Source organism: Variovorax xiamenensis, from assembly GCF_050916385.1.
Taxonomy (GTDB): domain Bacteria; phylum Pseudomonadota; class Gammaproteobacteria; order Burkholderiales; family Burkholderiaceae_C; genus Variovorax.
Genome location: NZ_CP139038.1, coordinates 7,135,785 through 7,155,887, shown reverse-complemented (window position 1 = coordinate 7,155,887; position 20,103 = coordinate 7,135,785). Strand labels below are relative to the sequence as shown.

Genomic DNA, 20,103 nt, shown 5'->3' with positions numbered 1-20,103 from the left:
GCACACTCGCGGGCGCCAACAAAAAACAGTGGGGAGCTTCCATGCTTCAAGTCGCCAACAGAAAACTCGCGTCGCTCAGCGACGTGCTCTTCACCGGGCTGGGCCGCGCGCTCGGCTTCCTGCGTCCGCTGGCCCGCGGGCTCATCGGTTCCTGGCGACCCCCGGGCTGGCTGCGCATTCTGGGCTCCTTCGTGCTCCTCGGCTTGCAGTGGCTGCAGCAGCGCCTCGCGTGGTTGGCGTTGCTGCTGCTGATCGCGCTGGTCGGCTGGATCGCCCATCCCCATGTGATGAAGTGGTGGCACGGCCTCACACCCGACCGCGTCGAACCCGTGGTCGCCACCGCGAAGGCCGATTCGCCGCAGCGCACGCAGATCGAACTCGACAAGGGCCCCAACCCCTACGTCATCAACTTCTCGGCCTCCGTCGCGCCCATCGCACGCGTCGGACAGGAAGCCACCGGTGTCACCATCGAGCCCGCCATTGCCGGCCGCTGGACCTGGACGAAGCAGAACCGCCTCGAATTCCTGCCCGCCCAGGACTGGCCCATCGGCCAGCCCTACAAGGTGCAGATTGCCGACAGCGCCCTCGCGCCGCACATCGAGCTGGCGCAGCGCAAGTACGAGTTCACCTCGCCCGAGTTCACCGCGCAGTTCATAGGCGCCGAGTTCTACCAGGACCCGGTGCAGGCCAACGTGCGCCGCGCGCTCTTCCAGGTGCGCTTCTCGCACGCCGTCAACACGGCCGAGTTCGAGAAGCGGCTGGTGCTGACTTACGACCAGCCCTGCAGCAGCTCCTTCTTCAGCGTGGGCAAGTGCGCGAGCGAGAAATTCACCGTCAGCTACGACAAGCTGCGCCTCATCGCTACGCTGCAGTCGGAGCCGCTGCCCATTCCCGAGAAGACGCGGCCCGCGATCCTGAGCCTCACGGCCGGCACCGTCGCGCAGAAGGGCGGACCGGCGCTGCGCAACGACCAGTCGCGCGCGGTCGACATCCCCGGCCTCTACAGCCTTTCCATCTCCGGCATCGAGCCCACCATCGTCACCGGCGAGAACGGCGAGCCCGAGCACGTGATGCAGGTCACCGCCTCCATGCCGGTGCACGAGCGCGAGATGGCGCGCGTGGTGCAGGCCTGGCTGCTGCCCGTGACGGAAGAGGCCAAGGGCGACCCCGACGACAAGTTCGACTGGTCCGCCGATCCGGCGAAGATCACCGACGCGGTGCTGCGCCGCTCGAAGAAGCTCAACCTGCAGGCCATCGCCAGCGAGCGCGAGGTGACCGAGATGGTCAGCTTCCGCATGCCACAGGCCGAGGGCGGCCGCTACCTGCTGGTGCGAGTGGCCAAGGGCCTGAAGACGCCCGGCGGCTACCAGCTCGGCGCCGCGCGCCAGGACGTGCGCCTGCTCAAGACCTTCGCGCCCGAGCTCAGCATCATGAGCCAGGGCTCGCTGCTCGCGCTCTCGGGCGAGCGCAAGCTGCCGATCCTGGTGCGCGACCTGCCCGGCATCCGCCTCGAAATCGGCCGCCTGCTGCCGCAGCAGCTGCAGCACCTGGTGACGCAGACCAACGGCGACTTCGCGCATCCGCAGTTCTACGGCGGCCTGCAGTCGGACAACCTCGTCGACCGCTTCCAGAAGGAGATTCCGCTGAGCATTCCCGCCGGCAAGGCGCACTACGAGACCGTCGACTTCGCCGAATACCTGCGCAGCGACGCGACCGACCGCCGCGGCGTGTTCCTGCTCAAGGTGCAGGGCTACGACCCCAAGGCGAAAAAGAAGCCGGAGGGCGAAGGCCAGCCGGAGGAAGCGCAACAGCAGCAAGAAGAGCAGTCTTCCGAAGAGGAAGGCAACGGCGAGGGCGGCGAGGGCGGCAGCCCCGAGCAGCAGCTCGACCAGCGCCTGGTGCTGGTCACCGACCTGGGCATCGTCGCCAAGAAGTCGCTCGACGGCACGCGCGACGTGTTCGTGCAGAGCATCGCCAGCGGCCAGCCGGTGGCGGGCGCGATGGTCGAGGTGTGGGGTCGCAACGGCATGATCGTCGCGTCGCAGTCCACCGACGCGACGGGCGCCGCCAAGCTGCCCAACCTCGCCGGCTACCAGCGCGAGAAGGCGCCGGTGGTGCTGGTGGTGCGCAAGGACGGCGACCTGAGCTTCCTGCCTTTCAACCGCAGCGACCGCACGCTCGACATCTCGCGCTTCGACGTCGGTGGCCTGCGCGCGGCCGGCGTGCCGAACCAGATGACGGCGTACGTCTTCAGCGACCGCGGCATCTACCGCCCCGGCGACACCATGCACATCGCGATGATGGTGAAGGCCGGCAACTGGGGCACATCGCTGCGCGACCTGCCGCTTGAAGCCGAGATCATCGACGCGCGCGGCCTCAGCGTGCGCCGCGAGAAGCTCCGGCTCGGCCCCGGCGGCGCGGCGGAAATCGCTCACACCACGCAGGACACCTCGCCCACCGGCAACTACGCCGTGAATCTCTACCTGCCGCGCCAGTCGTCGCCCGGCGCGCCCGAGGTCGAGAGCCTGCTGATCGGCAGCACCACCGTGAAGGTGCAGGAGTTCCTGCCCGACCGCACCAAGGTCACGGCCAAGCTCAGCAACGAAGTTGCCGAAGGCTGGGTGAGCCCCAAGGACCTGAAGGCGCAGATCGACGTGCAGAACCTCTTCGGCACGCCCGCGCCCGACCGCAAGGTGGAAGGCACGCTCACGCTGAGCCCCGGCTTCCCGGTGTTCCGCGCCTTCACCGACTACGCCTTCTTCGATCCGCAGCGCGCCACCGAGAAGCAGGTGGACGACCTGGGCAGCGTGCAGACCAGCGCCGACGGCAAGGCCGAGTTCGACCTGCGCCTCTCGCGCTTCGACGCCGCCACCTACCAGGTGCACGTGCTCGCCAAGGCCTTCGAGCCCGAGGGCGGGCGCAGCGTGTCGGCCGAGGCGCAGACGCTGGTGAGCGACATGCCCTACCTCGTCGGCGTGAAGGTCGACGGCGACACCAGCTACGTGAGCAAGGGCGCCACGCGCAACGCCACAGTGATCGCCATCGACCCGCGCGCGAAGAAGACGGCCGTGGCCGACCTGAAGATCGAGCGCGTCGAGCGCAAGGTGCTGTCGGTGCTCATCAAGCAGGACAACGGCCTGTACCGCTACGAGTCGCGCCGCAAGGAGATCGTGCTCGACGAGAAGCCCTTCGCCATTGCCGCGGTCGGCAACAACGTGGTGCTGGACACCGCCGCGCCCGGCAACTTCGCCTACGTGGTGCGCAACGCGCAGGGGCTCGAGCTCAACCGCGTGGAGTACAGCGTGGCGGGCAACGCCAACGTGTCGCGCTCGCTCGACCGCAACGCCGAGCTGCAGCTCACGCTCGACCGCAAGGACTACGAGCCGGGTCAGGAGATCGCGGTGAGCATCCGCGCGCCGTACGTGGGCGCGGGCCTCATCACCATCGAGCGTGACAAGGTCTACGCCCATGCATGGTTCAAGACCGACAAGACCGCGTCGGTGCAGAAGATCACCCTGCCCAAGGACTTCGAGGGCACCGGCTACATCAACGTGCACTTCGTGCGCGACCCGGCTTCCGACGAGGTCTACATGAGCCCGCTGTCGTACGGCGTGGTGCCCTTCGCCACGGCGCTGACGAAACGCACCGCCAACCTGCAGCTCACCAGCAGCGAGCTGGTGAAGCCCGGTCAGACGGTGAAGATGAAGCTCACCAGCGACAAGCCCACGCGCGCCGTGGTGTTCGCGGTGGACGAAGGCATCCTGCAGGTGGCGCGCTACAAGACGCCCGATCCGCTGAAGCACTTCTTCCAGAAGCGCGCACTCGAAGTCGGCACGCTGCAGACGCTCGACCTGATCCTGCCCGAGTTCAAGAAGCTCATGCAGGGCGCGGCGCCCGGCGGTGACGGCGAAGGCGAGCTCGGCAAGCACCTGAACCCGTTCAAGCGCAAGCGCGACAAGCCGGTGGCCTACTGGTCGGGCCTTGTCGACGTGAACGGCAGCCGCGAGTTCAGCTACACCGTGCCCGAGAGCTTCAACGGCAGCCTGCGCGTGATGGCCGTGGCCGTGAACGATGAGACCACCGCCGCCAAGAGCACCCGCACCGTGGTGCGCGGCGACATGGTGATACTGCCGAACGCACCGCTGGCCATGGCGCCCGGCGACACCGTCGAAGTGGGTGTGGGCCTCGCGAACAACATCGTGGGCTCGGGCAAGGAAGCGCCCATCGCGCTCACGCTCACCGCCTCGGGCGGGCTCGAAGTGGTGGGCGACGCCACGCAGACGCTCAAGGTCAACGAGCGCGGCGAAGCCAGCACGAAGTTCAACGTGCGCGCCAAGCCGGGCGAGCAGGCGGTGCTGGGTTCGTCCGCGCTGGTGTTCACCTCGACGCACAAGAGCTACAGCGCGCGCCTGTCCACCGAGGTGAGCGTGCGGCCCGCATCGCCCTTCGTCACGCTGGTGCAGGCCGGCAGCTTCCAGCGCGCGGGAGAAATCTCGAGCCAGGCCGACCTGTATCCGAACTTCCGCCAGAGCGACGTGGCCGTGTCGGCAGCGCCCTGGTCCTTCGCGACCGGCCTGATGCAGTACCTGGAGGCCTATCCGCACGGCTGCACCGAGCAGATCACGAGCCAGACCTTCCCGGCTGTGCTGCTGTCGGGCCGCCCCGAGCTGGTGAAGGAGATGTCGCGCGGCCGCACGGCCGAACAGGGCCCGCTGCCCGAAGCGCGCAAGACCTTCGAGCGCTACCTCGTGCAGCTGCGCGCGCGGCAGACGGCCGACGGCGGCTTCTCGCTGTGGCCCGGCGCCGGCACCGACCCCTTCGCCACGCTCTATGCGGTGCAGCTGCTGGTCGAGGCCAAGGACCACAAGCTGCCCGTGCCGCAGGACCTGCTGCAGAAGGCCAACACCTACCTGCAGGGCTGGCTCGGCAGCGGCGACAACACGCTCGACGGCTGGCGCCAGCGCACGCAGGCGGCCTACCTGCTGACACGCCAGGGCATCGTCGCGCCGGCGGCGCTCGCCAACCTTCGCGAAGCCCGCCGCAACCAGCTGTCGCGGCAGGGCGTGGGCTGGGGCGACGATCTCGGCGCCGTGTATCTCGCCGCGAGCTACCAGCTCGTGAAGCAGGAGCAGGTGGCCAACGAGCTGCTCGACCCCGTGTGGTCCGACCTGCTCGCGCGCACCGAGAAGAAGCAGCGCCGCAACGTCTGGGGCTCCTACTACGACCCGCTGGTGCACGACAGCATGACGCTGCACCTGGTGGGCCGCCACTTCCCCACGCGCCTGAAGACGCTGAAGCCCGCGGTGTGGGAAGGCATGGCCGGGATGGTGCGCGACGGCTGGTACAACAGCCTGTCGTCGGCCTCGATGCTGCTGGCGGTGGATTCGTACTTCGAGGCCGTCGGACAGAACGTGGAAGGCAAGCTCTCGGCGAGCACCGTCAACGCGCAAGGCCAGGCCGCGGCGCTCGCGCTGGGCTCGGTGAACCCGATCACGCGCGCCGCGGTGCCGGCCGGCACGGCGAAGCTCAGGCTGTCGAACGACAGCGACTTCAACCTGTACTACAGCTGGGCCGAGCAGGGCTTCGAGCGCAACGTGCCCGCCACGCCGGTGAACAAGGGCATGGAGATCTTCCACGAGGTGCTCGACGCCAAGGGCAACCCCGTCACCAAGGCGAAGCTCGGCGAAGAGGTCACGGTGCGGGTGCGCGTGCGCAGCCTGGAGCGCGCGCAGATCAACGACGTGGCGCTGGTCGACGTGCTGCCCGGCGGCCTGGAGCCTGTGCTGCAGGCCGTGGGCGATGACGACGACGCCAACGCCGACGCGCCCGTCTGGAAGAAGCGCCTGGGCGGCGGCGGCTCGTGGAAGGTGCAGTACGCAGACATCCGCGAAGACCGCGTCGTCTTCTACGGCGGCGTCGGCAAGGACCTGCTCGAGGTGACCTACAAGGCGCGAGCCACGAACGTGGGCGACTACGTGGTTCCGGCGGCGTATGGCGAAGCGATGTACGACCGGCGCGTGTTCTCGCGCTCGGCCGGTGCGCGCTTCCAGGTGGTGGCGAACTGAGGCGGATCGGGCCATGCGCACCGGCGGCATCGCGTCTGCGGCAAGAAGGCTGCGCAAGCCTGCGCTGTGGGCGCTGGCCGTCGTCTTCGTGTTCGCACTGCTGCGCCTGTGGCCCCATGCCCCGCTGAGCGAGACCGTCGGCAGCTCGCGCGCCGTCTATGCGCGCGACAGCGAGCTGCTGCGTCTCACGCTTGCGGCCGACCAGCAGTACCGGCTCTGGGAGCCGCTGGAACGCATCTCGCCCACGCTGGTCGATGCGGTGCTGCTGTACGAAGACCGGCGCTTCTACGTGCACCCCGGCGTCAACCCCGCCGCGCTGGTGCGCAGCGCATGGCGCATCGCCAGCGGCGAGCGCAGGCAGGGCGGCTCCACGCTCACCATGCAGCTCGCGCGCCGTGTCTACGGCATCGACAGCCGCACGCCCACCGGCAAGGTCGCGCAGATCTTCGCCGCGCTGTGGCTGGAGGCACGCTTCAGCAAGCACGACATCCTGGAGGCGTATCTCAACACCGCGCCCTATGGCGGCAACATCGAGGGCGTGCAGGCCGCGAGCCTCATCTACTTCCGCAAGGACGCCGCCAAGCTGAGCCTGCCCGAGGCGCTGACGCTTGCGGTGATTCCGCAGAACCCCGTCAAGCGCATCGCCGAGCGCGGGCGCAATGCGGAGCTGCAGGCCGCGCGCGAACGGCTCTGGGCGCTGTGGGCCGAACGCGATCCGGCGGCGAAGCAGCATGCGCCCGATGCGCAGCTCGCGCTGTCGGCACAGTCGCGCGGCAGCCTGCCCTTTCTCGCGCCGCACGCCACCGACATGCTGCTCGCGCAGGAGCGCGGCGTGCAGGAGGTGCGCACCACCATCGACCTGCGCATGCAGGCAACGCTCGAACGCGTGATGGCGCAGTACCTGCGCGCGCATGCCGACGTGGGCATGACGAACGCGAGCGCCCTGCTGCTCGATGCATCGACCATGCAGGTGCGCGCGCTGATCGGCTCGGCCGACTGGCACAACGACGCCATCGCGGGACAGGTCAACGGCACGCAGGCCAAGCGCTCGCCCGGGTCCACGCTCAAGCCCTTCATCTACGCGCTGGCGCTCGACCAGGGGCTGCTGCATCCGAAGACGATGCTGAAAGATGCTCCAACCTCCTTCGGCCCCTACACGCCCGAGAACTTCGACCACCGCTTCGCGGGGCCGCTGCCGGCGCAGGAGGCGCTGATCCGCAGCCGCAACGTGCCCGCGGTGGCGGTGGCCGCGAAGCTCTCGAAGCCGGGGCTCTACGACTTCATGCGATTGGCGGGCGTGCAGAAGCTGCAGAGCGAACAGCACTACGGCCTCGCGCTGGTGCTGGGCGGCGGCGAGGTCACGCCCGAGGAGCTGGCCGGCATGTACGCGACGCTGGCCAACGGCGGCGTCTCGCAGCCCATCCGCTACACGCAGCCCGTGCCCGACGAGAAGCCCGTGCAGCCGCTGCGCCTGCTGAGCGAAGAGGCGTCGTTCATCACGCTCGACATGCTGCGCCACACGCCGCGCCCCGACACCACGCTGCCTGCGCGTCCCGCCATCGCATGGAAGACGGGTACCTCGTGGGGCTTCCGCGATGCGTGGACTGCCGGCGTGTTCGGCCGTCACGTGCTGGTGGTGTGGGTCGGCAATTTCGACGGCAGCAGCAATCCGGCACTGGTGGGCGTGGACGCCGCCGCGCCGCTCTTCCTTCGCATGGTCGACGCGCTGCGCGCCGAGCGGCTGGACCCCGGCGAGATAGCGTCGCGCCGCCCGCCCGACCTGCGTCAGGTCGAAGTCTGCTCTGCGACCGGCGGCCTGCCCGATGCGCTGTGCCCGGTGCGCACCATGACATGGTTCATCGCCGGCAAGTCGCCCATCCAGGTCAGCAACCTGCATCGCGCGGTGTGGGTCGACGAAACCACGGGCAAGGTCGTCTGCGGCCCGCAGCACAACGCGCGCCAGCAGGTGGTGGAGCAATGGGGCAGCGACATGCGCCGGCTCTTCCGGCAGGCGGGGCTGCCGCGAGCGAGCGCGCCTTCCGACGGCTGCGAGAAGGCGCAGGGTGGCGAAGGCGATGCGTCTTCAGACGGCGCGCCGCTCATCACATCGCCGCTGCGCGGTGTGCGCCACACACTGCGCGCGAAGAAGCCGGAGCCGCTGGTGCTGCGCGCCGAGGCGGCTGCAGGCACGCAGGCGATCTACTGGTTCGCGGACGACGCGCTCATCGGCCGCGCCGCGCCGGGCGAAGGCATCACCTGGATGCCCGATCTCGCGAGCTCGGGCCGGCGCTACCTGCTGCGCGCGGTCGATGACCAGGGGCGTGCGGAGTCGCGGGAAGTGACGGTCGACATCGCTCCCTGAAGCGGGAAAGCGACAGGCGATGTCATGGTTGTGTCATGCCTCGCCGGCATGGTCACGCGTTTTCCACTTGAACACTTTCCCGCTCATGACGCGCCTTGCCTCCCTGTCCTTCGTCGCCCTTGCTGCCGCCTTCGCATGCAGCGGTGCCGCTGCACAGACCGCCTTCCCCGCCACGCTTGCCGGCCATGCCGTGTTGTCCGCGCAGAGCTTCGTCGCAGCGCCCAAGGACGCTCCGGCCGACCTGCAGGTCAGCGGCAAGTTCACCACCGGCAAGCGCGTCGAAGTGCCCGGATCGGTCGAAGGCCTCTCGGGCGGCCGCGGCACCGGCGTGTCGCTGCCCTTCAAGGGCCAGCCGCTGCAGGGCCACTCCGGCATCAAGAAGATGGACGACGGCAGCTTCTGGATCCTCACCGACAACGGCGCTGGTGCCAAGGCCAACTCGCCCGACTTCATGCTCTACCTGAACCACTACAAGGTGGACTTCAAGAGCGGCAAGTTCAACCGCATCGACACCGTCTTCCTGCACGACCCCGACAAGAAGGTGCCCTTCCGCATCGTCCACGAAGGCACCAAGCAGCGCTACCTGACCGGCTCCGACTTCGACCCCGAGAGCTTCCAGTTCGCCGGCGGCGCGCTGTGGATCGGCGAAGAGTTCGGCCCCTTCCTCATCAAGGCCGACCTCAAGGGCAAGGTGCTCGCCGTGTACGACACGCTGGTCGACGGCAAGGCCGTGCGCTCGCCCGACCATCCGGCCGTGACCACGCCGGGCGCCCCGGGCGGCGCGGTCGACTTCCAGATCAAGCGCTCCAAGGGCTTCGAAGGCATGGCCTCGTCGAAGGACGGCAGCAAGCTGTATGCGCTGCTCGAAGGCCCGGTGTGGAACGCCGAGGCCAAGGACTACGAGAAGTTCGAAGGCAAGGAAGCCCTGCGCGTGCTGGAGTTCGACGTGGCCACCGAGAAGTGGACCGGCCGCCACTGGAAGTACGTGCTCGAGGCCAACGGCAACGCCATCGGCGACTTCAACATGATCGACGGCACCACCGGCCTCATCATCGAGCGCGACAACGGCGAAGGCACGAGCGACAAGGCCTGCCCCGAAGGCCAGAAGCGCACCGACTGCTTCCACGACATCGCGAAGTTCAAGCGCGTCTACAAGGTCGAGCTCAGCGACGCCAACGTGGGCGGCCCGGTGCGCAAGATCGGCTACATCGACCTGCTGAACATCGCCGACCCGAACAAGCTCGCGCGCAAGCCCCTGAACGACGGCGTGCTGAAGTTCCCCTTCTTCACCATCGAGAACGTCGACGTGGTGGACGCCACGCACATCGTGGTCGGCAACGACAACAACCTCCCCTTCTCGAGCAGCCGTGAGCCGAACAAGGCGGACGACAACGAGCTGGTGTTGCTGGAAGCCGGGGCGCTGCTGCAGGCGAAGTAAGCAAGGCGGCCGGCCTGGTCAGAACGCGATGTCCGCGACGATGCGGGCAACCTGCCGTTCGACCAGGCTGTGCTCCGCCGCCAGGGCCCGCACCGACTTGCCCGTGCTGAAGTCGGTGCGGATCCGCTCGTTGCGGATCGCATCGAACGCGCGCTTGGCCTTCGGCAGCACGAAGCGCAGGCCGATGCCGTCGACGGCGTACTCGTCGCTCAGCGCGCGCAGCTTGTCGAAGCCGATGAGGCTCGCCAGCGGATGGTCCGGGGCCGGGTGGGCCGGGATGTAGATCCGCAGGCCGCCGTAGCGCTCGATCATCCGCAGCGTTGCGGGCAATCCGATCAATCGCACGAACTCGCGCAGCCTGGGAGGCAGCAGTTCGCTCGCTAGCGCGGTGGCTGCCTGCCGGAAACCACCCGGCGCTCGCGATGGCGGGGGCGACGATGCGATCCCGTGCGATGGAAATGGCGTTCTGCTGACGAATTCCTGGGCGTGCATGTTCCTGTGTTCCTCTGATCCAGATGTGTGACTTGTTGTTCGTGAGGTCGGTGCAGGGGCTGCCGGCGCTCAGCGCGAGGTGCCCCAGTAGCCGCTGCGATGGCCGAGCAGCAGGCTTGGAATGCGGGCGAAATCCATCGCGCCGGGCCGGATGACCGGGACTTCCTCCGGCTCGTAGACGCTGGAGTCGAGCAGCATCACCCTGCGGCCTTTCGCGATGCGCCCGGCCACGGGGCCGGGGCCCTGCTTCCACTGCGGCTTGCCTCCGACCGCCACGCTGTGGACGTGTCCGCCGTCGGCAAGCTTTGCGAGCTGCTGTCGCAGCGCCGTACCGCCGGGCTCGGGTCGATAGCCTTCAACGCGCTCCGCCAGCATGCTGTCGAGTTCCTTCGCGGACGCTGCTTCGTTGGCTTCGAGATGCGCGGCAACGGCGCGCTGCACTTCGCGGTCCAGGTCGCGATCGGTTGCGATGCTCATTCGGTGGCTCCTTCTGTCTCGTTCGTCGTGGTGGCGCCGAAGGTGTCGAGCACCCGGCGGGCGATGCGATCCGTGCTTGCCTTGCCGGCGCCGTACTTGCCGCTGCCGTTCAAGACCTGGCTCACCGCAGCGGCGCTCAGGTGCAGCCGCGCCGCGATTTCGGAGCGCCGCTTGCCGGCACAGGCATCGCGCAGCAGAGCGAACCAGGCTTCTTTCATGTATGAGGGTGGCGCACTGGTCACGAAGCGGTGCCTCCGCGCGGTGCCGGGGGCGTCGCGCCGATGTCGCGCAGCAATGCATAGCGCTTGAGTCCGTCGACCCGCCGTGCTTCCACGCGCACGGCCCGCGGGCATTGCCGCGACCACGACAGCATGAGTGCGCCAGCCTGGCGCCGGCCCTGGCTGAGGTCGTCATCCTCGCCGGCCAGCAGGGCCGCGGCTTCGTCGGCCGTCAGTGCGCGCCGGATGCGCAGCAGGTTCCACAGGCGCTCGGCGAACGGATCCGCATCGCGGACCATCGCGTCGGGCGCGGGTTCGCAGGCGGCCGAAGCTTCCTGCCCGGCCTCGGTGCGGCGCTGCGCCAGCGCCATCAGCGCCTTGGCAACGAACCATTCGGAAGTCGTGTTTTCCTGCATCACTCGCCCCCTTGCTGGCGCGCGGGGGCGCCGGTCCTGGCTTGATCTCTTCCCACAGTACGTTCCTTCTCGTTCGTGGCACTGCTGCTCGGTTTGCTGGTGTCGACGCGCGTGTCCTTGTGTCTCTTCAAACCTGATTCGGTTGCTTTTACACAGTCACACGCACGCCTTTAACCCAAACGGGGTGTCAGTTCATGAAAATACCCTGTTTTGTGTTTGATGCCTCGATTATGCACATCATGTGAGTTTTTGCAATCAAGAAAAACATGAAAACGAACTTTTCGGAGTTCTTTAACCTGAAATGGGTTGCAAAAATACTCCTGCATGTCTAGTATCTGCGCGTTCACACAAACCAGAGTTACCGTGACGCAGCAAATCAACACCCCACCCGACGACACCGAGGTGAAGGCTCGTGTCGGTGAACTGGCCCTTGCGCAGGGCGCACGCGTGCGCGACCTGCGCAAGCAGAAGGGGCTGACCATCGACGACCTCGCGCAGCGCAGCGGGCTCCACTTCAATACCGTGGGCCGCATCGAGCGGGGCGTCAGCGATGCCAGCCTCGAGCAGCTGTATGTGATGGCGCTCGCGCTCGGGGTCGATCCCGCCGAGCTCAACCCGTTTCAGTCGGCCAGCCCGCCGAGCCAGCTGTCGAGCGGGCTGGATGACGAGACCTTCGTGCTGGTCGAACTGCTCGACGTTCGCGTGAGCGCCGGCAGTGGCGCCATCAACGGCTCGCAGGACTACATGGGCCGCTTCGCGTTCAACCGCTCATGGATGGCACGCAAGGGCGTGAAGCCGGCGCATGCCCGCATCGTTCATGCACGCGGCGACTCGATGGCCGACAAGATCAACAACGGCGACATCCTGCTTGTCGACACCGCGACCAAGTCGCTCGACCAGGACGGCGTGTACGTCATCCAGCTCGACGGCCACGACTATGTGAAGGTGCTGCAGCGCGACTTCTCGACCGGCGGCCTGCAGATCATCAGCTACAACCCCGCGTACAAGCCGCAGGTGCTGAGTGCCGAACAGGCGGCGGAGCTGCATATCAGCGGCCGCGTCGTGTGGCACGGCGGCGAGATCTGAAGCCGCGCGACTTGCGTCGCAGTGTAGGGAGCAGCGCTTCCTGAACCAGAGGCCGGCCGATGTCGGCCTCAGCCTTTTGACCCTGGCGCCCGACGATTCGGGCCATGGGCAAAGACACCTCCCGAACACTCTTCTTCGAACATCGCCGCGGGCGTGAACGGGGCCAGGCCCCGCGGCAGTTGCTTGCCGTGCTCGCGCTCAGCGCGGCGGGGCTTGTCGGCATCGTCGCGCGCGAAGGCTACAGCGACAAGGCCTACCCCGACCCCGTGCATGGCACGGCTGTGCCGACCATCGGCTTCGGCACGACCGAAGGCGTGCGCATGGGCGACACCACCACGCCCGTGCTCGCGCTGCAGCGCGCATGGCGCGACGTACAGACCTACGAACACGCGCTGAAGCAATGCGTGAAGGTGCCGCTGCACCAGCACGAGTACGACGCGTACGTGAGCCTGGCCTACAACGTCGGCTCCTTCAACTTCTGCACCGGTGGCCGCAAGGGCGGCACCTCGGTGCTGGTGCAGCGCCTCAATGCCGGCGACTACGCGGGCGCGTGCGACGCGATCCTCGGATGGAAATACGCAGGCGGAGTCGACTGCTCCGCATCCGGCAACAAGACCTGCGCTGGTCTCTGGAAAGACCGCCTCAGGCTGCACGCGCAGTGCAAGGGGGACGCGCCATGAGCCTCGCGGCCAAGGCTTGGGGCGCCCTGATTGCCGGTGTATTGGTCGCATTGCTGCTGGCCGCAGCCGCCTTCGCGATCCTCGGTGCCGGCCGCATGCAGGAGCGCTCCATCTGGCAGCAGAAGGAAATGCAGCGCGCGACGCAGCTCGCGCAGGACCTGCAGGCCGAGTACGAGCGCGGACGCGCCGCGTCGGCGCAATACCAGCTCGGCGCGAGCGCGCTGCAGTCCAGCTATCTCTCCCTCGAAGGCCCCATCCATGATCTACGCCAGCGCGTTTCTCTTGTCCTTCCTCCTGCTGTTCCTGATCGCCGCGCTGAGCGGCCTGCCCGTGCTGCGCAGGCTGCCGCGCCCGGACCGGCGGCAGATGCTGCGCCGCCTGGCGACACACAGCGCGACGCTGTCGGCGGCCCTCATCGCCTCAGCCTTGCTGCTGTCTGGATGTGGAACAGCGCCCTCGCGGGCATCGACGTACCCGCGGGTGCCTGCGGACTTGCTGACACCTCCGTCGAAGCCTGTGCTGCTGATGCCGGCCTCACGGTCGACGACGCCTGGACCAACCACGACATCAACGCCAGGTCATGCGCAGCGGACCGCCTCCGGTATCGCGCACTGATCGAGTTCCTCACAGAAAGACCTACTCAATGAGCGATCTCCACGCACGTACCCAGGAGCTGCTGCTGCTCGGCCAGATCCACGGCCTGGTGCAGGCCCTGAAGGATGGACAGGACCGGCAGACCCGTCGCATGGACGGCTTCGACACACGCTTCGACGCGCTCGATGGCCGCTTGCGCACCGTCGAGCAGCGAGCCGCCGTGTTCGGTGCCGCATCGGGCGGCGCGATGGCCGTCGGCACGGCGCTGCTTGCGGAGGCCGTGAAGCAGTGGTTCCGCAACGGGCCCGGCATCAACTGATTTCCGGTGCATCGATGCGAGGGGCCGGCGGATGTCGGCCTCAGGCAAACAGGCCTTCGCCGCGACAGTTCATACACCAACCAACGAAGTGATCGATGTACTTCCCGAACCGCAAGCACTCGACTTTCCACACACGCAACGGAGCCCAGGCATGAGCCGTCTCGACACCCTTCGCAGCGCCATCGTGCAGAAGCTGAATACCGTGCCACAGATCGGCCGCGTTCATGACCGCGAACGTTCCCTGGCCGACGAAGCCGCGCTGCGCGCGCTGTTCCTCTACGACCTGCCATCGGGCGGCCAGCAGCTGCGTGGCTGGTGGCTGCGCCGCACCGCCACCGAGGAGCGCAGCGTCAATGCCGCGGGGCGCTCGATGAGCATCGACACCTGGACCGTGCGCGGCTATCTCGCGTTCGACGACGCCGGCGCTTCGGAACTGGTGTTCGACGCACTCGTCGAGGACATCCGCGACGCCGTGCGCGCCGACCCCACCTTCGGCGGCGCATGCGCCTCCGGCCCGCTCACCGACGACAAGCGCACCGATGGCGTGCAGGTCGACGGCACCGGCCTGGTCACCTTCTGCGGCGTGCGATGCCACGGCATCGCGCTGCAGCTGCGGACCTGGCGCTACCTCTGACTGCACGCAGGCAGATCTTTCCTTTCGACAACCCAAACCAACCAACTGACGGAGAACGCCGACATGGCAAAACTCATGCGCAAGATGGCCATCCTGGCCAAGGCCGAAACGGTACGCGGCACCGACGCCGTGCCCACGGGCGCGGCCAACGCGATCCTGGTGAGCGAAGTCACGCTCACCCCCATCGAAGGCGACGTCGTCCAGCGCGACAACGTGCGCCCCTACTTCGGCTCGCGCGGCTCCGTGCTGGTCACGCAGTACAGCAAGATCGCGTTCTCGGTCGAGATTGCCGGCGTGGCCGCGGCCGGCGACGTGCCCGCATATGCAGCGCTGATGCGCGGCTGTGCCATCAGCGTCAACACCGCCCCGGGCGTCAGCACCACCTTCACGCCGGCCACCGATGCGCTGGAGTCGCTCACCATCTACGGCAACGTCGACGGCACCGTCTACAAGATGACCGACGCGCACGGCAACGTGAAGGCGACCATCAACGCCAAGGGCATCCCGAAGTGGCAGTTCGAGTTCACCGGCCTGTTCGTGCCCGCCGAGGACGCGCCGCTGCCCGTGGCCGACTACAGCAAGTTCATGGACCCGCTGGGCGTGAACAAGGCCAACACCACCCTCACGCTCGATGGCCTCGGCGTGGCCGCCAACGCCTTCGCCTTCGACGCCGGCAACACCGTGATCAAGCGCGACCTGATGACCGTGGACGCGGTCGACATCACCGCCCGCGTCTCGACCGGCTCCGTCACCTTCGAGAACACCTCGGTCGCGACCAAGGACTGGATCGGCATGGCCCGCGCCAGCCAGCGCGTGAACCTGGCGCTCAAGCACGGCCAGGGCGCGAACAACGTCGTCGAGTTCATGTCGTCGCATGCGCAGATCGGCAAGCCGACCTTCAGCGACGTCGATGGCGTGCAGATGATCACCGTGCCGCTCGAGTTCGTGCCCACCGGCGCGGGCAACGACGAGTGGTCGATCGTCGTTCGCTGAGCTTCGCTGTCGTCACCACATTGCCCAGAGGAACACACAGAGATGCCCCAGAAACTCAAGATCGCCATCAAGCCGACCTTCGTCGCTCCCGTGGTGATGCGCGTGCCCGGTGACGGCCAGGTCGAGGAAGTGCGCTTCAGCGCCGTCTTCAAGCGCCTGACCAAGTCCGACAACGACACCCTGCAGTCGCGCCTCGAAGGCAGGACCCTGACCGACAGAGAACTGCTCGACATGGTGCTGGTCGACTGGAAGGGCCTGGACGGCGACGACGGCGCGCCCTTCATCTGCACCACGGAGAACCGCGCGGCGGCGGTGGAGGAGTGGCCGTCCTTCGAGGCAGCCATCGCCTACAGCTACTTCGAGCACGCGTACCCGGCCGCAGTAAAAAACTGAGAGGCGCCGCGCGCCTAGTGCTCGGAGCAGAGCATCGCGTCCACGACGAGCTGGACGACGATCTCCGCAGCCAGTGCGCGTCGCTCGGTCTCGACCCGGTCAGGCTCGTCTCTTCGACGGCCAGCGGCGGCGGCCCGCCACCCTTCGAGCTATGGCCCGAACACCAGGAAGCATTCGAGGTGTTCCATGCCTGCCGAACGCAGTGGCGGGTCGTCGCGGGGGCGGCGGGCGCGTGGTTCCAGGGGCTCGACTTCGGCGCCGTCGATGTCGCCATGAAGCGCCTGGGCATCCCGCGCGCACGCCAGCGCGAGGTGTTCCTGCAGCTGCAGGTGATGGAAGACGAAGGCATCGCGGTGCTGAACGCCTAGCGCCGACGCGGGCCCACGGCCAATCGAAGAAGCATGGGGCCGGCGGATGTCGGCCTCATTTTTTTCTTAGCTCAAACGGACCATACAGACATGGCTGCTGAACAAACAAATGGAGCTCTCGCGAGCTCCTCGCTGGTGACCAAGGAGTTGCCTGCCACAACGAACGCGCTGAAGGAGCTTGCTGGAGCTGCCACCCAGATGACCGCAGCCCTTCGAGGTAACGCTCGCATCGAGCTTGCCGTGAAGGCGGCTCGCTTTGTAGCCGAAGGCGCCGTCGATGGCATGAGAGAAGACGCGACCTACTCTCGAGCAAGGACGTCCAGTGGCAACTACGCCTCCGTGACGAACGACGAGCTCCGGAGAATGGAGATAGCGATCGCCGGTCCTACCGGATCGCGAGCGAAAGCGGCAGAAGCCCTGAGCGGCATGGTTGCCTCGGGGCAGGTGCAACTTCATGTTCTGCAGCAAGCAGCCACGGCAGCCTTCGAACTCAATCGGCTGGGCACTCCGATCAAGGACACCGTGGGAGAGTTTGCAAAATTGGCAAACGATCCACTGGGGTACTCTAAGGAACTCAACAGCAAGAGCAACTTCCTCACCCCTGAAAACGCCAAGCAGATCGCAGACTTTGTGATTCGAGGCGATAACCAAGCCGCCGCTGTCGTCGCACAAAGGGCGTTTGCTACAGCATCGACACAGAAAGCCCGACAAGAGATCCAGGACATGTTTGTTCTGGATCGGGGAGTCATGCTCGCACGTGAGCTGGGTGATCTTCCCAAGGACCTCGTGCGCAATGTCGGCCGAGGGACCACGACGCGGCAGGACTATGAGCGAGCCGCAACGCAACGTGACAACCGCATGCGCCGAGATGGCGGTGCCGGTAGCCCAATGGTCGAGACAGGAGGTGGTGCGGTCGTCGGATTCCCGCGCAGACCCGCATCGCAGTATTGGGTCGATGAGCCCGAGCGGCTGAGAGAGCTGGGCCTGCTGAAAGGCAGGCAGGCAATGGCGCAAGGCGCGCGCGCAATTGAAGCCAAGTCCGCGGTCGATGCGGCCTTGGAGGCGAAGGAAACCAGCGACGTCGAAAAGGTTGCCGATGTGTTTGTCGGCAAACTGGCGGCTCACCAGAGTAAGAAGGCCCCTGCTCAATCGGCATCCAGCTCCACGGAACGCTCGCGAAGCTCGTTGACTGCGCGCAGTTTGGATGCCGGCGTCCAGCATGCCGAGCGCAATGGTTTGCGGTCTCGCATCGAGGTCGTCTGCTGCGACTGCAAGGCTGGCGTGGGGGATTCGTCAAAGCAAGCTGCTGACAAGGGGCGCGCAGAAGCTGGGGAAGAGGGCTCCGAGCCGTCGCCACTCGACTCTGCAAAGAAGCGGCAAGGCGAGTTGCTGGATTCGATGCGCAAGTCCACTTCCAGTGTTCTTGAGCAAACGGCGGCGCTGGAAGAGCAAAACGCGGCACACGGCAAGACCAAGTCGACTCTGAAGGAGTTGACGATCGCGCAACTCGAGCGCCAGTACCAGGACCTCGACAACACCGAGAAGGTCATTCCCGGGTACCTCGCTGTCCTTGATGCGCGCATCGATGCCGAGAAGAGGCTTCTGACGGTCACGCGCAACGCCGAAGGCATCGAAACCGCCGACAAGGAAAAGAAGAAGAATGAGGACAAGGCCAAGAAGATGTCCGACGACATCGGCGGTGCCTTCCGAGAAGGCTTCGTGAATCTGCTGGAGGGCAAGGACAACGCACTCGACAAGCTGGGCGAGTCGCTCAAGAAGAAGATCACCGCGTCGGTTGCCGACGCGCTCTACGACGCGACGCTGAAGCCGGCCGTCGAGGCGTTCTCCAACTGGCTTCCCGGTGCGTTCAAGGGGATCTTTTCTGGCGGCAGCGGAGGCAGCAGTGCCGGCTCGAGTTCGGGCTCCGGCGGAAGCTGGCTTGGCAGTCTCGTAAGCGGCGTGCTGGGCATCTTCGGCATCGCCAGCGCCAAGGGCAACGTCTTCGCCTCTCCCGGCCTGCACGCCTACGCCAACAGCGTCGTCAGCCAGCCCACGTTCTTCCCGTTCGCCAGCGGCATCGGGCTCATGGGCGAGGCAGGCCCCGAAGCCATCATGCCTCTGCGCCGCGGCGCGGACGGCCGCCTCGGGGTCAGTGCGCCTGGCGGTGGCGGCAATGCCGTGCCGACGATCCAGTTCGCGCCCTCCAACGTCTTCCACATCGACGCCCGTTCCGATCGCGGCGCGGTGATGGCCGACATGCAACGCCTGCTCGCGGAGAACAACCGCGGGCAGATGGAACAACTCAAGCGCGTGAAGGTGCTTCCCCAATGAACATCGTGACACTTCCGTCCGATCTGCCAGTGAAGCGGCAGGACTTCGGACTCCAGGCCTACGACCTGACTTTCAGCAACAGCGAATCGGGCGCGATGCAGGTGGCGGTGCTCGGGCCGGCGCGCCGCACCTGCATGCTCGTGAGCGAAGAGCGCATTCCGCTGATGCGCGATGCCGCCGCCTGGCGCTCGCTCGTGCATTCGATGCGTGGCCAGGTCAACGTGCTGGCCGTGCACGACATGCTGCAGCCGGTGCCGCGAGGCACGGCGCGCGGTGCGTGGACCGCGGTGGCCGCGGCTGCGGGAGCCTCCGAATTGACGATCCGCATGGGCGCTTCCGAGGCGGGCAAGACCCTGCTGCAGGGTGATTGGATCGGCGTCAACCAGGGTTCGAACCAGCGGCAGATGCTGCACGTGCAAGCCGATGCGGTGGCCGACTCCGCCGGCGTGATCACCGTGCGGTTCGAGCCGGTGCTGCGAACGCCGGTGGTGGCTGGAAGCCCCGTCATCTGGGACCGCCCGACCTGCCTGATGCGGCGGGTCGATACCAAGACCACCTGGGCCTCGGAGTCGCGCACGCAGGGCGGCTTCAGCCTGGACCTGATGGAGTCCTGGGAACAATGACCATCCTTACCAGCTCCGGCTTCCAGGCGGCCGCGCGCTCCCAGACCTACGGCCAGCTGGCCCTCGTCGAGCTCAAGCTGCGCAGCGGCACCGCGCGCTTCACGAACTGGCCGTTGAGCCTCCAGCTGATGGGCGAGACGTGGCAGGGCGTGGGCAATCTCGGCTCCATCGGCGAGCTTCACGAAAGCGAGGACGGCGCGGCCGAGAAGCTCACGCTCATGCTGTCGCCCGTCGACATCGGCACCCGCGCGCTCGCGCTGGGCGACCCGAGCGAATACCAGGACAGGGGCGTGCGCGTGTGGATCGCGCTGCTCGACGCCGGCACCTTGCAGGTCAGCGGCGAGCCGGTGCTGCGCTTCGCGGGTGTCATGGACCAGATGAAGATCGAGCGCGACGGTACCACCGCAAAGATCGCGATGGAGTGCCGCACGGCCTCCTACGACGTGCGTTCCAACCCCGCGTCCCTTCGGACCAACGACGCCCAGCACCAGGCCAGGCACCCAGGCGAGCGCGGCTTCGAGTACCTGAATTCCATGATCGGGTCGCCCACCGTGTGGGTCAACAAGCACCTGCAGATGGCACTGAACTACTGGGCCCGAGCACGAGGCAAATGA

Annotated in this window: 18 protein-coding genes; 14 read left to right on the top strand and 4 right to left on the bottom strand. The window is 67.1% G+C overall.

Annotation, left to right across the window (positions count from 1 at the left end; genetic code table 11):
- Positions 1 to 41 precede the first annotated feature (41 nt).
- The 3 genes from SFB74_RS33025 to SFB74_RS33015 all read left to right on the top strand — a co-directional run bounded on the left by SFB74_RS33025 (position 42) and on the right by SFB74_RS33015 (position 9,865).
- Positions 42 to 6,065, top strand: a complete 6,024-nt coding sequence (locus tag SFB74_RS33025) for an alpha-2-macroglobulin family protein (protein WP_432728593.1) — start codon at positions 42 to 44, stop codon at positions 6,063 to 6,065.
- Positions 6,066 to 6,078: 13 nt separating this feature from the next.
- Positions 6,079 to 8,427, top strand: a complete 2,349-nt coding sequence (pbpC, locus tag SFB74_RS33020; RefSeq protein ID WP_432728592.1) for a penicillin-binding protein 1C — start codon at positions 6,079 to 6,081, stop codon at positions 8,425 to 8,427.
- Positions 8,428 to 8,512: 85 nt separating this feature from the next.
- Positions 8,513 to 9,865: an esterase-like activity of phytase family protein gene (locus tag SFB74_RS33015; RefSeq protein WP_432728591.1), complete on the top strand. Its 1,353-nt coding sequence runs from the start codon at positions 8,513 to 8,515 to the stop codon at positions 9,863 to 9,865.
- Positions 9,866 to 9,883: 18 nt separating this feature from the next.
- Here SFB74_RS33015 and SFB74_RS33010 read toward each other — a convergent pair whose 3' ends face one another.
- From SFB74_RS33010 to SFB74_RS32995, 4 genes are all read right to left on the bottom strand, one after another.
- Entirely contained in the window at positions 9,884 to 10,357 is a 474-nt protein-coding gene (locus tag SFB74_RS33010; protein WP_432728590.1) for a Mor transcription activator family protein, read from the bottom strand.
- 69 nt (positions 10,358 to 10,426) lie between these two features.
- The gene (locus tag SFB74_RS33005; RefSeq protein WP_432728589.1) at positions 10,427 to 10,834 is read right to left on the bottom strand and encodes a hypothetical protein; all 408 of its coding nucleotides are present in this window, start codon (positions 10,832 to 10,834) and stop codon (positions 10,427 to 10,429) included.
- Complete coding sequence (locus tag SFB74_RS33000) at positions 10,831 to 11,052, bottom strand: hypothetical protein (RefSeq protein WP_432728588.1); 222 nt, start codon at positions 11,050 to 11,052, stop codon at positions 10,831 to 10,833. Before SFB74_RS33000 ends, SFB74_RS33005 begins: the two co-directional genes overlap by 4 nt.
- Positions 11,053 to 11,072: 20 nt before the next feature.
- Positions 11,073 to 11,468, bottom strand: coding sequence for a hypothetical protein (locus SFB74_RS32995; RefSeq protein WP_432728587.1), 396 nt, complete (start codon positions 11,466 to 11,468; stop codon positions 11,073 to 11,075).
- A gap of 363 nt (positions 11,469 to 11,831) precedes the next feature.
- On the opposite strand from SFB74_RS32995, the gene SFB74_RS32990 reads away from it, so the two are divergent.
- The 11 genes from SFB74_RS32990 (at position 11,832) to SFB74_RS32940 (ending at position 20,103) form a co-directional block, all read left to right on the top strand.
- Positions 11,832 to 12,554 (top strand): XRE family transcriptional regulator, encoded by a 723-nt coding sequence (locus SFB74_RS32990; RefSeq protein WP_432728586.1) that lies wholly within the window; start codon positions 11,832 to 11,834, stop codon positions 12,552 to 12,554.
- Positions 12,555 to 12,742: 188 nt separating this feature from the next.
- Entirely contained in the window at positions 12,743 to 13,234 is a 492-nt protein-coding gene (locus SFB74_RS32985) for a lysozyme (RefSeq protein ID WP_432728585.1), read from the top strand.
- Positions 13,231 to 13,881, top strand: coding sequence for a hypothetical protein (locus SFB74_RS32980; RefSeq protein ID WP_432728584.1), 651 nt, complete (start codon positions 13,231 to 13,233; stop codon positions 13,879 to 13,881). The genes SFB74_RS32985 and SFB74_RS32980 overlap by 4 nt, the downstream gene beginning before the upstream one ends.
- A complete protein-coding gene (locus SFB74_RS32975; RefSeq protein WP_369660278.1) occupies positions 13,878 to 14,147 on the top strand; it encodes a hypothetical protein in 270 nt (89 codons plus the stop codon). The genes SFB74_RS32980 and SFB74_RS32975 overlap by 4 nt, the downstream gene beginning before the upstream one ends.
- A gap of 151 nt (positions 14,148 to 14,298) precedes the next feature.
- Entirely contained in the window at positions 14,299 to 14,781 is a 483-nt protein-coding gene (locus tag SFB74_RS32970) for a hypothetical protein (protein WP_432728583.1), read from the top strand.
- Between the two features lie 63 nt (positions 14,782 to 14,844).
- Positions 14,845 to 15,774 carry a hypothetical protein gene (locus tag SFB74_RS32965; RefSeq protein ID WP_432728582.1) on the top strand — a complete coding sequence of 310 codons (930 nt, stop codon included), beginning with the start codon at positions 14,845 to 14,847 and terminating at the stop codon, positions 15,772 to 15,774.
- A gap of 42 nt (positions 15,775 to 15,816) precedes the next feature.
- Positions 15,817 to 16,167, top strand: a complete 351-nt coding sequence (locus tag SFB74_RS32960; protein WP_432728581.1) for a hypothetical protein — start codon at positions 15,817 to 15,819, stop codon at positions 16,165 to 16,167.
- A 17-nt stretch (positions 16,168 to 16,184) separates the two neighbouring features.
- Positions 16,185 to 16,535 (top strand): DUF1799 domain-containing protein, encoded by a 351-nt coding sequence (locus SFB74_RS32955; protein ID WP_432728580.1) that lies wholly within the window; start codon positions 16,185 to 16,187, stop codon positions 16,533 to 16,535.
- A 90-nt stretch (positions 16,536 to 16,625) separates the two neighbouring features.
- Positions 16,626 to 18,866, top strand: coding sequence for a phage tail length tape measure family protein (locus SFB74_RS32950; protein WP_432728579.1), 2,241 nt, complete (start codon positions 16,626 to 16,628; stop codon positions 18,864 to 18,866).
- The gene (locus tag SFB74_RS32945; protein WP_432728578.1) at positions 18,863 to 19,489 is read left to right on the top strand and encodes a hypothetical protein; all 627 of its coding nucleotides are present in this window, start codon (positions 18,863 to 18,865) and stop codon (positions 19,487 to 19,489) included. Before SFB74_RS32950 ends, SFB74_RS32945 begins: the two co-directional genes overlap by 4 nt.
- A complete protein-coding gene (locus SFB74_RS32940) occupies positions 19,486 to 20,103 on the top strand; it encodes a hypothetical protein (protein WP_432728577.1) in 618 nt (205 codons plus the stop codon). Before SFB74_RS32945 ends, SFB74_RS32940 begins: the two co-directional genes overlap by 4 nt.

Coding starts and splice junctions, on each gene's coding strand:
- SFB74_RS32960 (WP_432728581.1), top strand. CDS start 15,817: ATGCCCCAGAAACTCAAGATCGCCATCAAGCCGACCTTCGTCGCTCCC.
- SFB74_RS33025 (WP_432728593.1), top strand. CDS start 42: ATGCTTCAAGTCGCCAACAGAAAACTCGCGTCGCTCAGCGACGTGCTC.
- SFB74_RS32980 (WP_432728584.1), top strand. CDS start 13,231: ATGAGCCTCGCGGCCAAGGCTTGGGGCGCCCTGATTGCCGGTGTATTG.
- SFB74_RS32945 (WP_432728578.1), top strand. CDS start 18,863: ATGAACATCGTGACACTTCCGTCCGATCTGCCAGTGAAGCGGCAGGAC.
- SFB74_RS32970 (WP_432728583.1), top strand. CDS start 14,299: ATGAGCCGTCTCGACACCCTTCGCAGCGCCATCGTGCAGAAGCTGAAT.
- SFB74_RS33015 (WP_432728591.1), top strand. CDS start 8,513: ATGACGCGCCTTGCCTCCCTGTCCTTCGTCGCCCTTGCTGCCGCCTTC.
- SFB74_RS33000 (WP_432728588.1), bottom strand. CDS start 11,052: ATGAAAGAAGCCTGGTTCGCTCTGCTGCGCGATGCCTGTGCCGGCAAG.
- SFB74_RS32950 (WP_432728579.1), top strand. CDS start 16,626: ATGGCTGCTGAACAAACAAATGGAGCTCTCGCGAGCTCCTCGCTGGTG.
- SFB74_RS32965 (WP_432728582.1), top strand. CDS start 14,845: ATGGCAAAACTCATGCGCAAGATGGCCATCCTGGCCAAGGCCGAAACG.
- SFB74_RS33010 (WP_432728590.1), bottom strand. CDS start 10,357: ATGCACGCCCAGGAATTCGTCAGCAGAACGCCATTTCCATCGCACGGG.
- SFB74_RS33005 (WP_432728589.1), bottom strand. CDS start 10,834: ATGAGCATCGCAACCGATCGCGACCTGGACCGCGAAGTGCAGCGCGCC.
- SFB74_RS32940 (WP_432728577.1), top strand. CDS start 19,486: ATGACCATCCTTACCAGCTCCGGCTTCCAGGCGGCCGCGCGCTCCCAG.
- SFB74_RS32995 (WP_432728587.1), bottom strand. CDS start 11,468: ATGCAGGAAAACACGACTTCCGAATGGTTCGTTGCCAAGGCGCTGATG.
- pbpC (WP_432728592.1), top strand. CDS start 6,079: ATGCGCACCGGCGGCATCGCGTCTGCGGCAAGAAGGCTGCGCAAGCCT.
- SFB74_RS32975 (WP_369660278.1), top strand. CDS start 13,878: ATGAGCGATCTCCACGCACGTACCCAGGAGCTGCTGCTGCTCGGCCAG.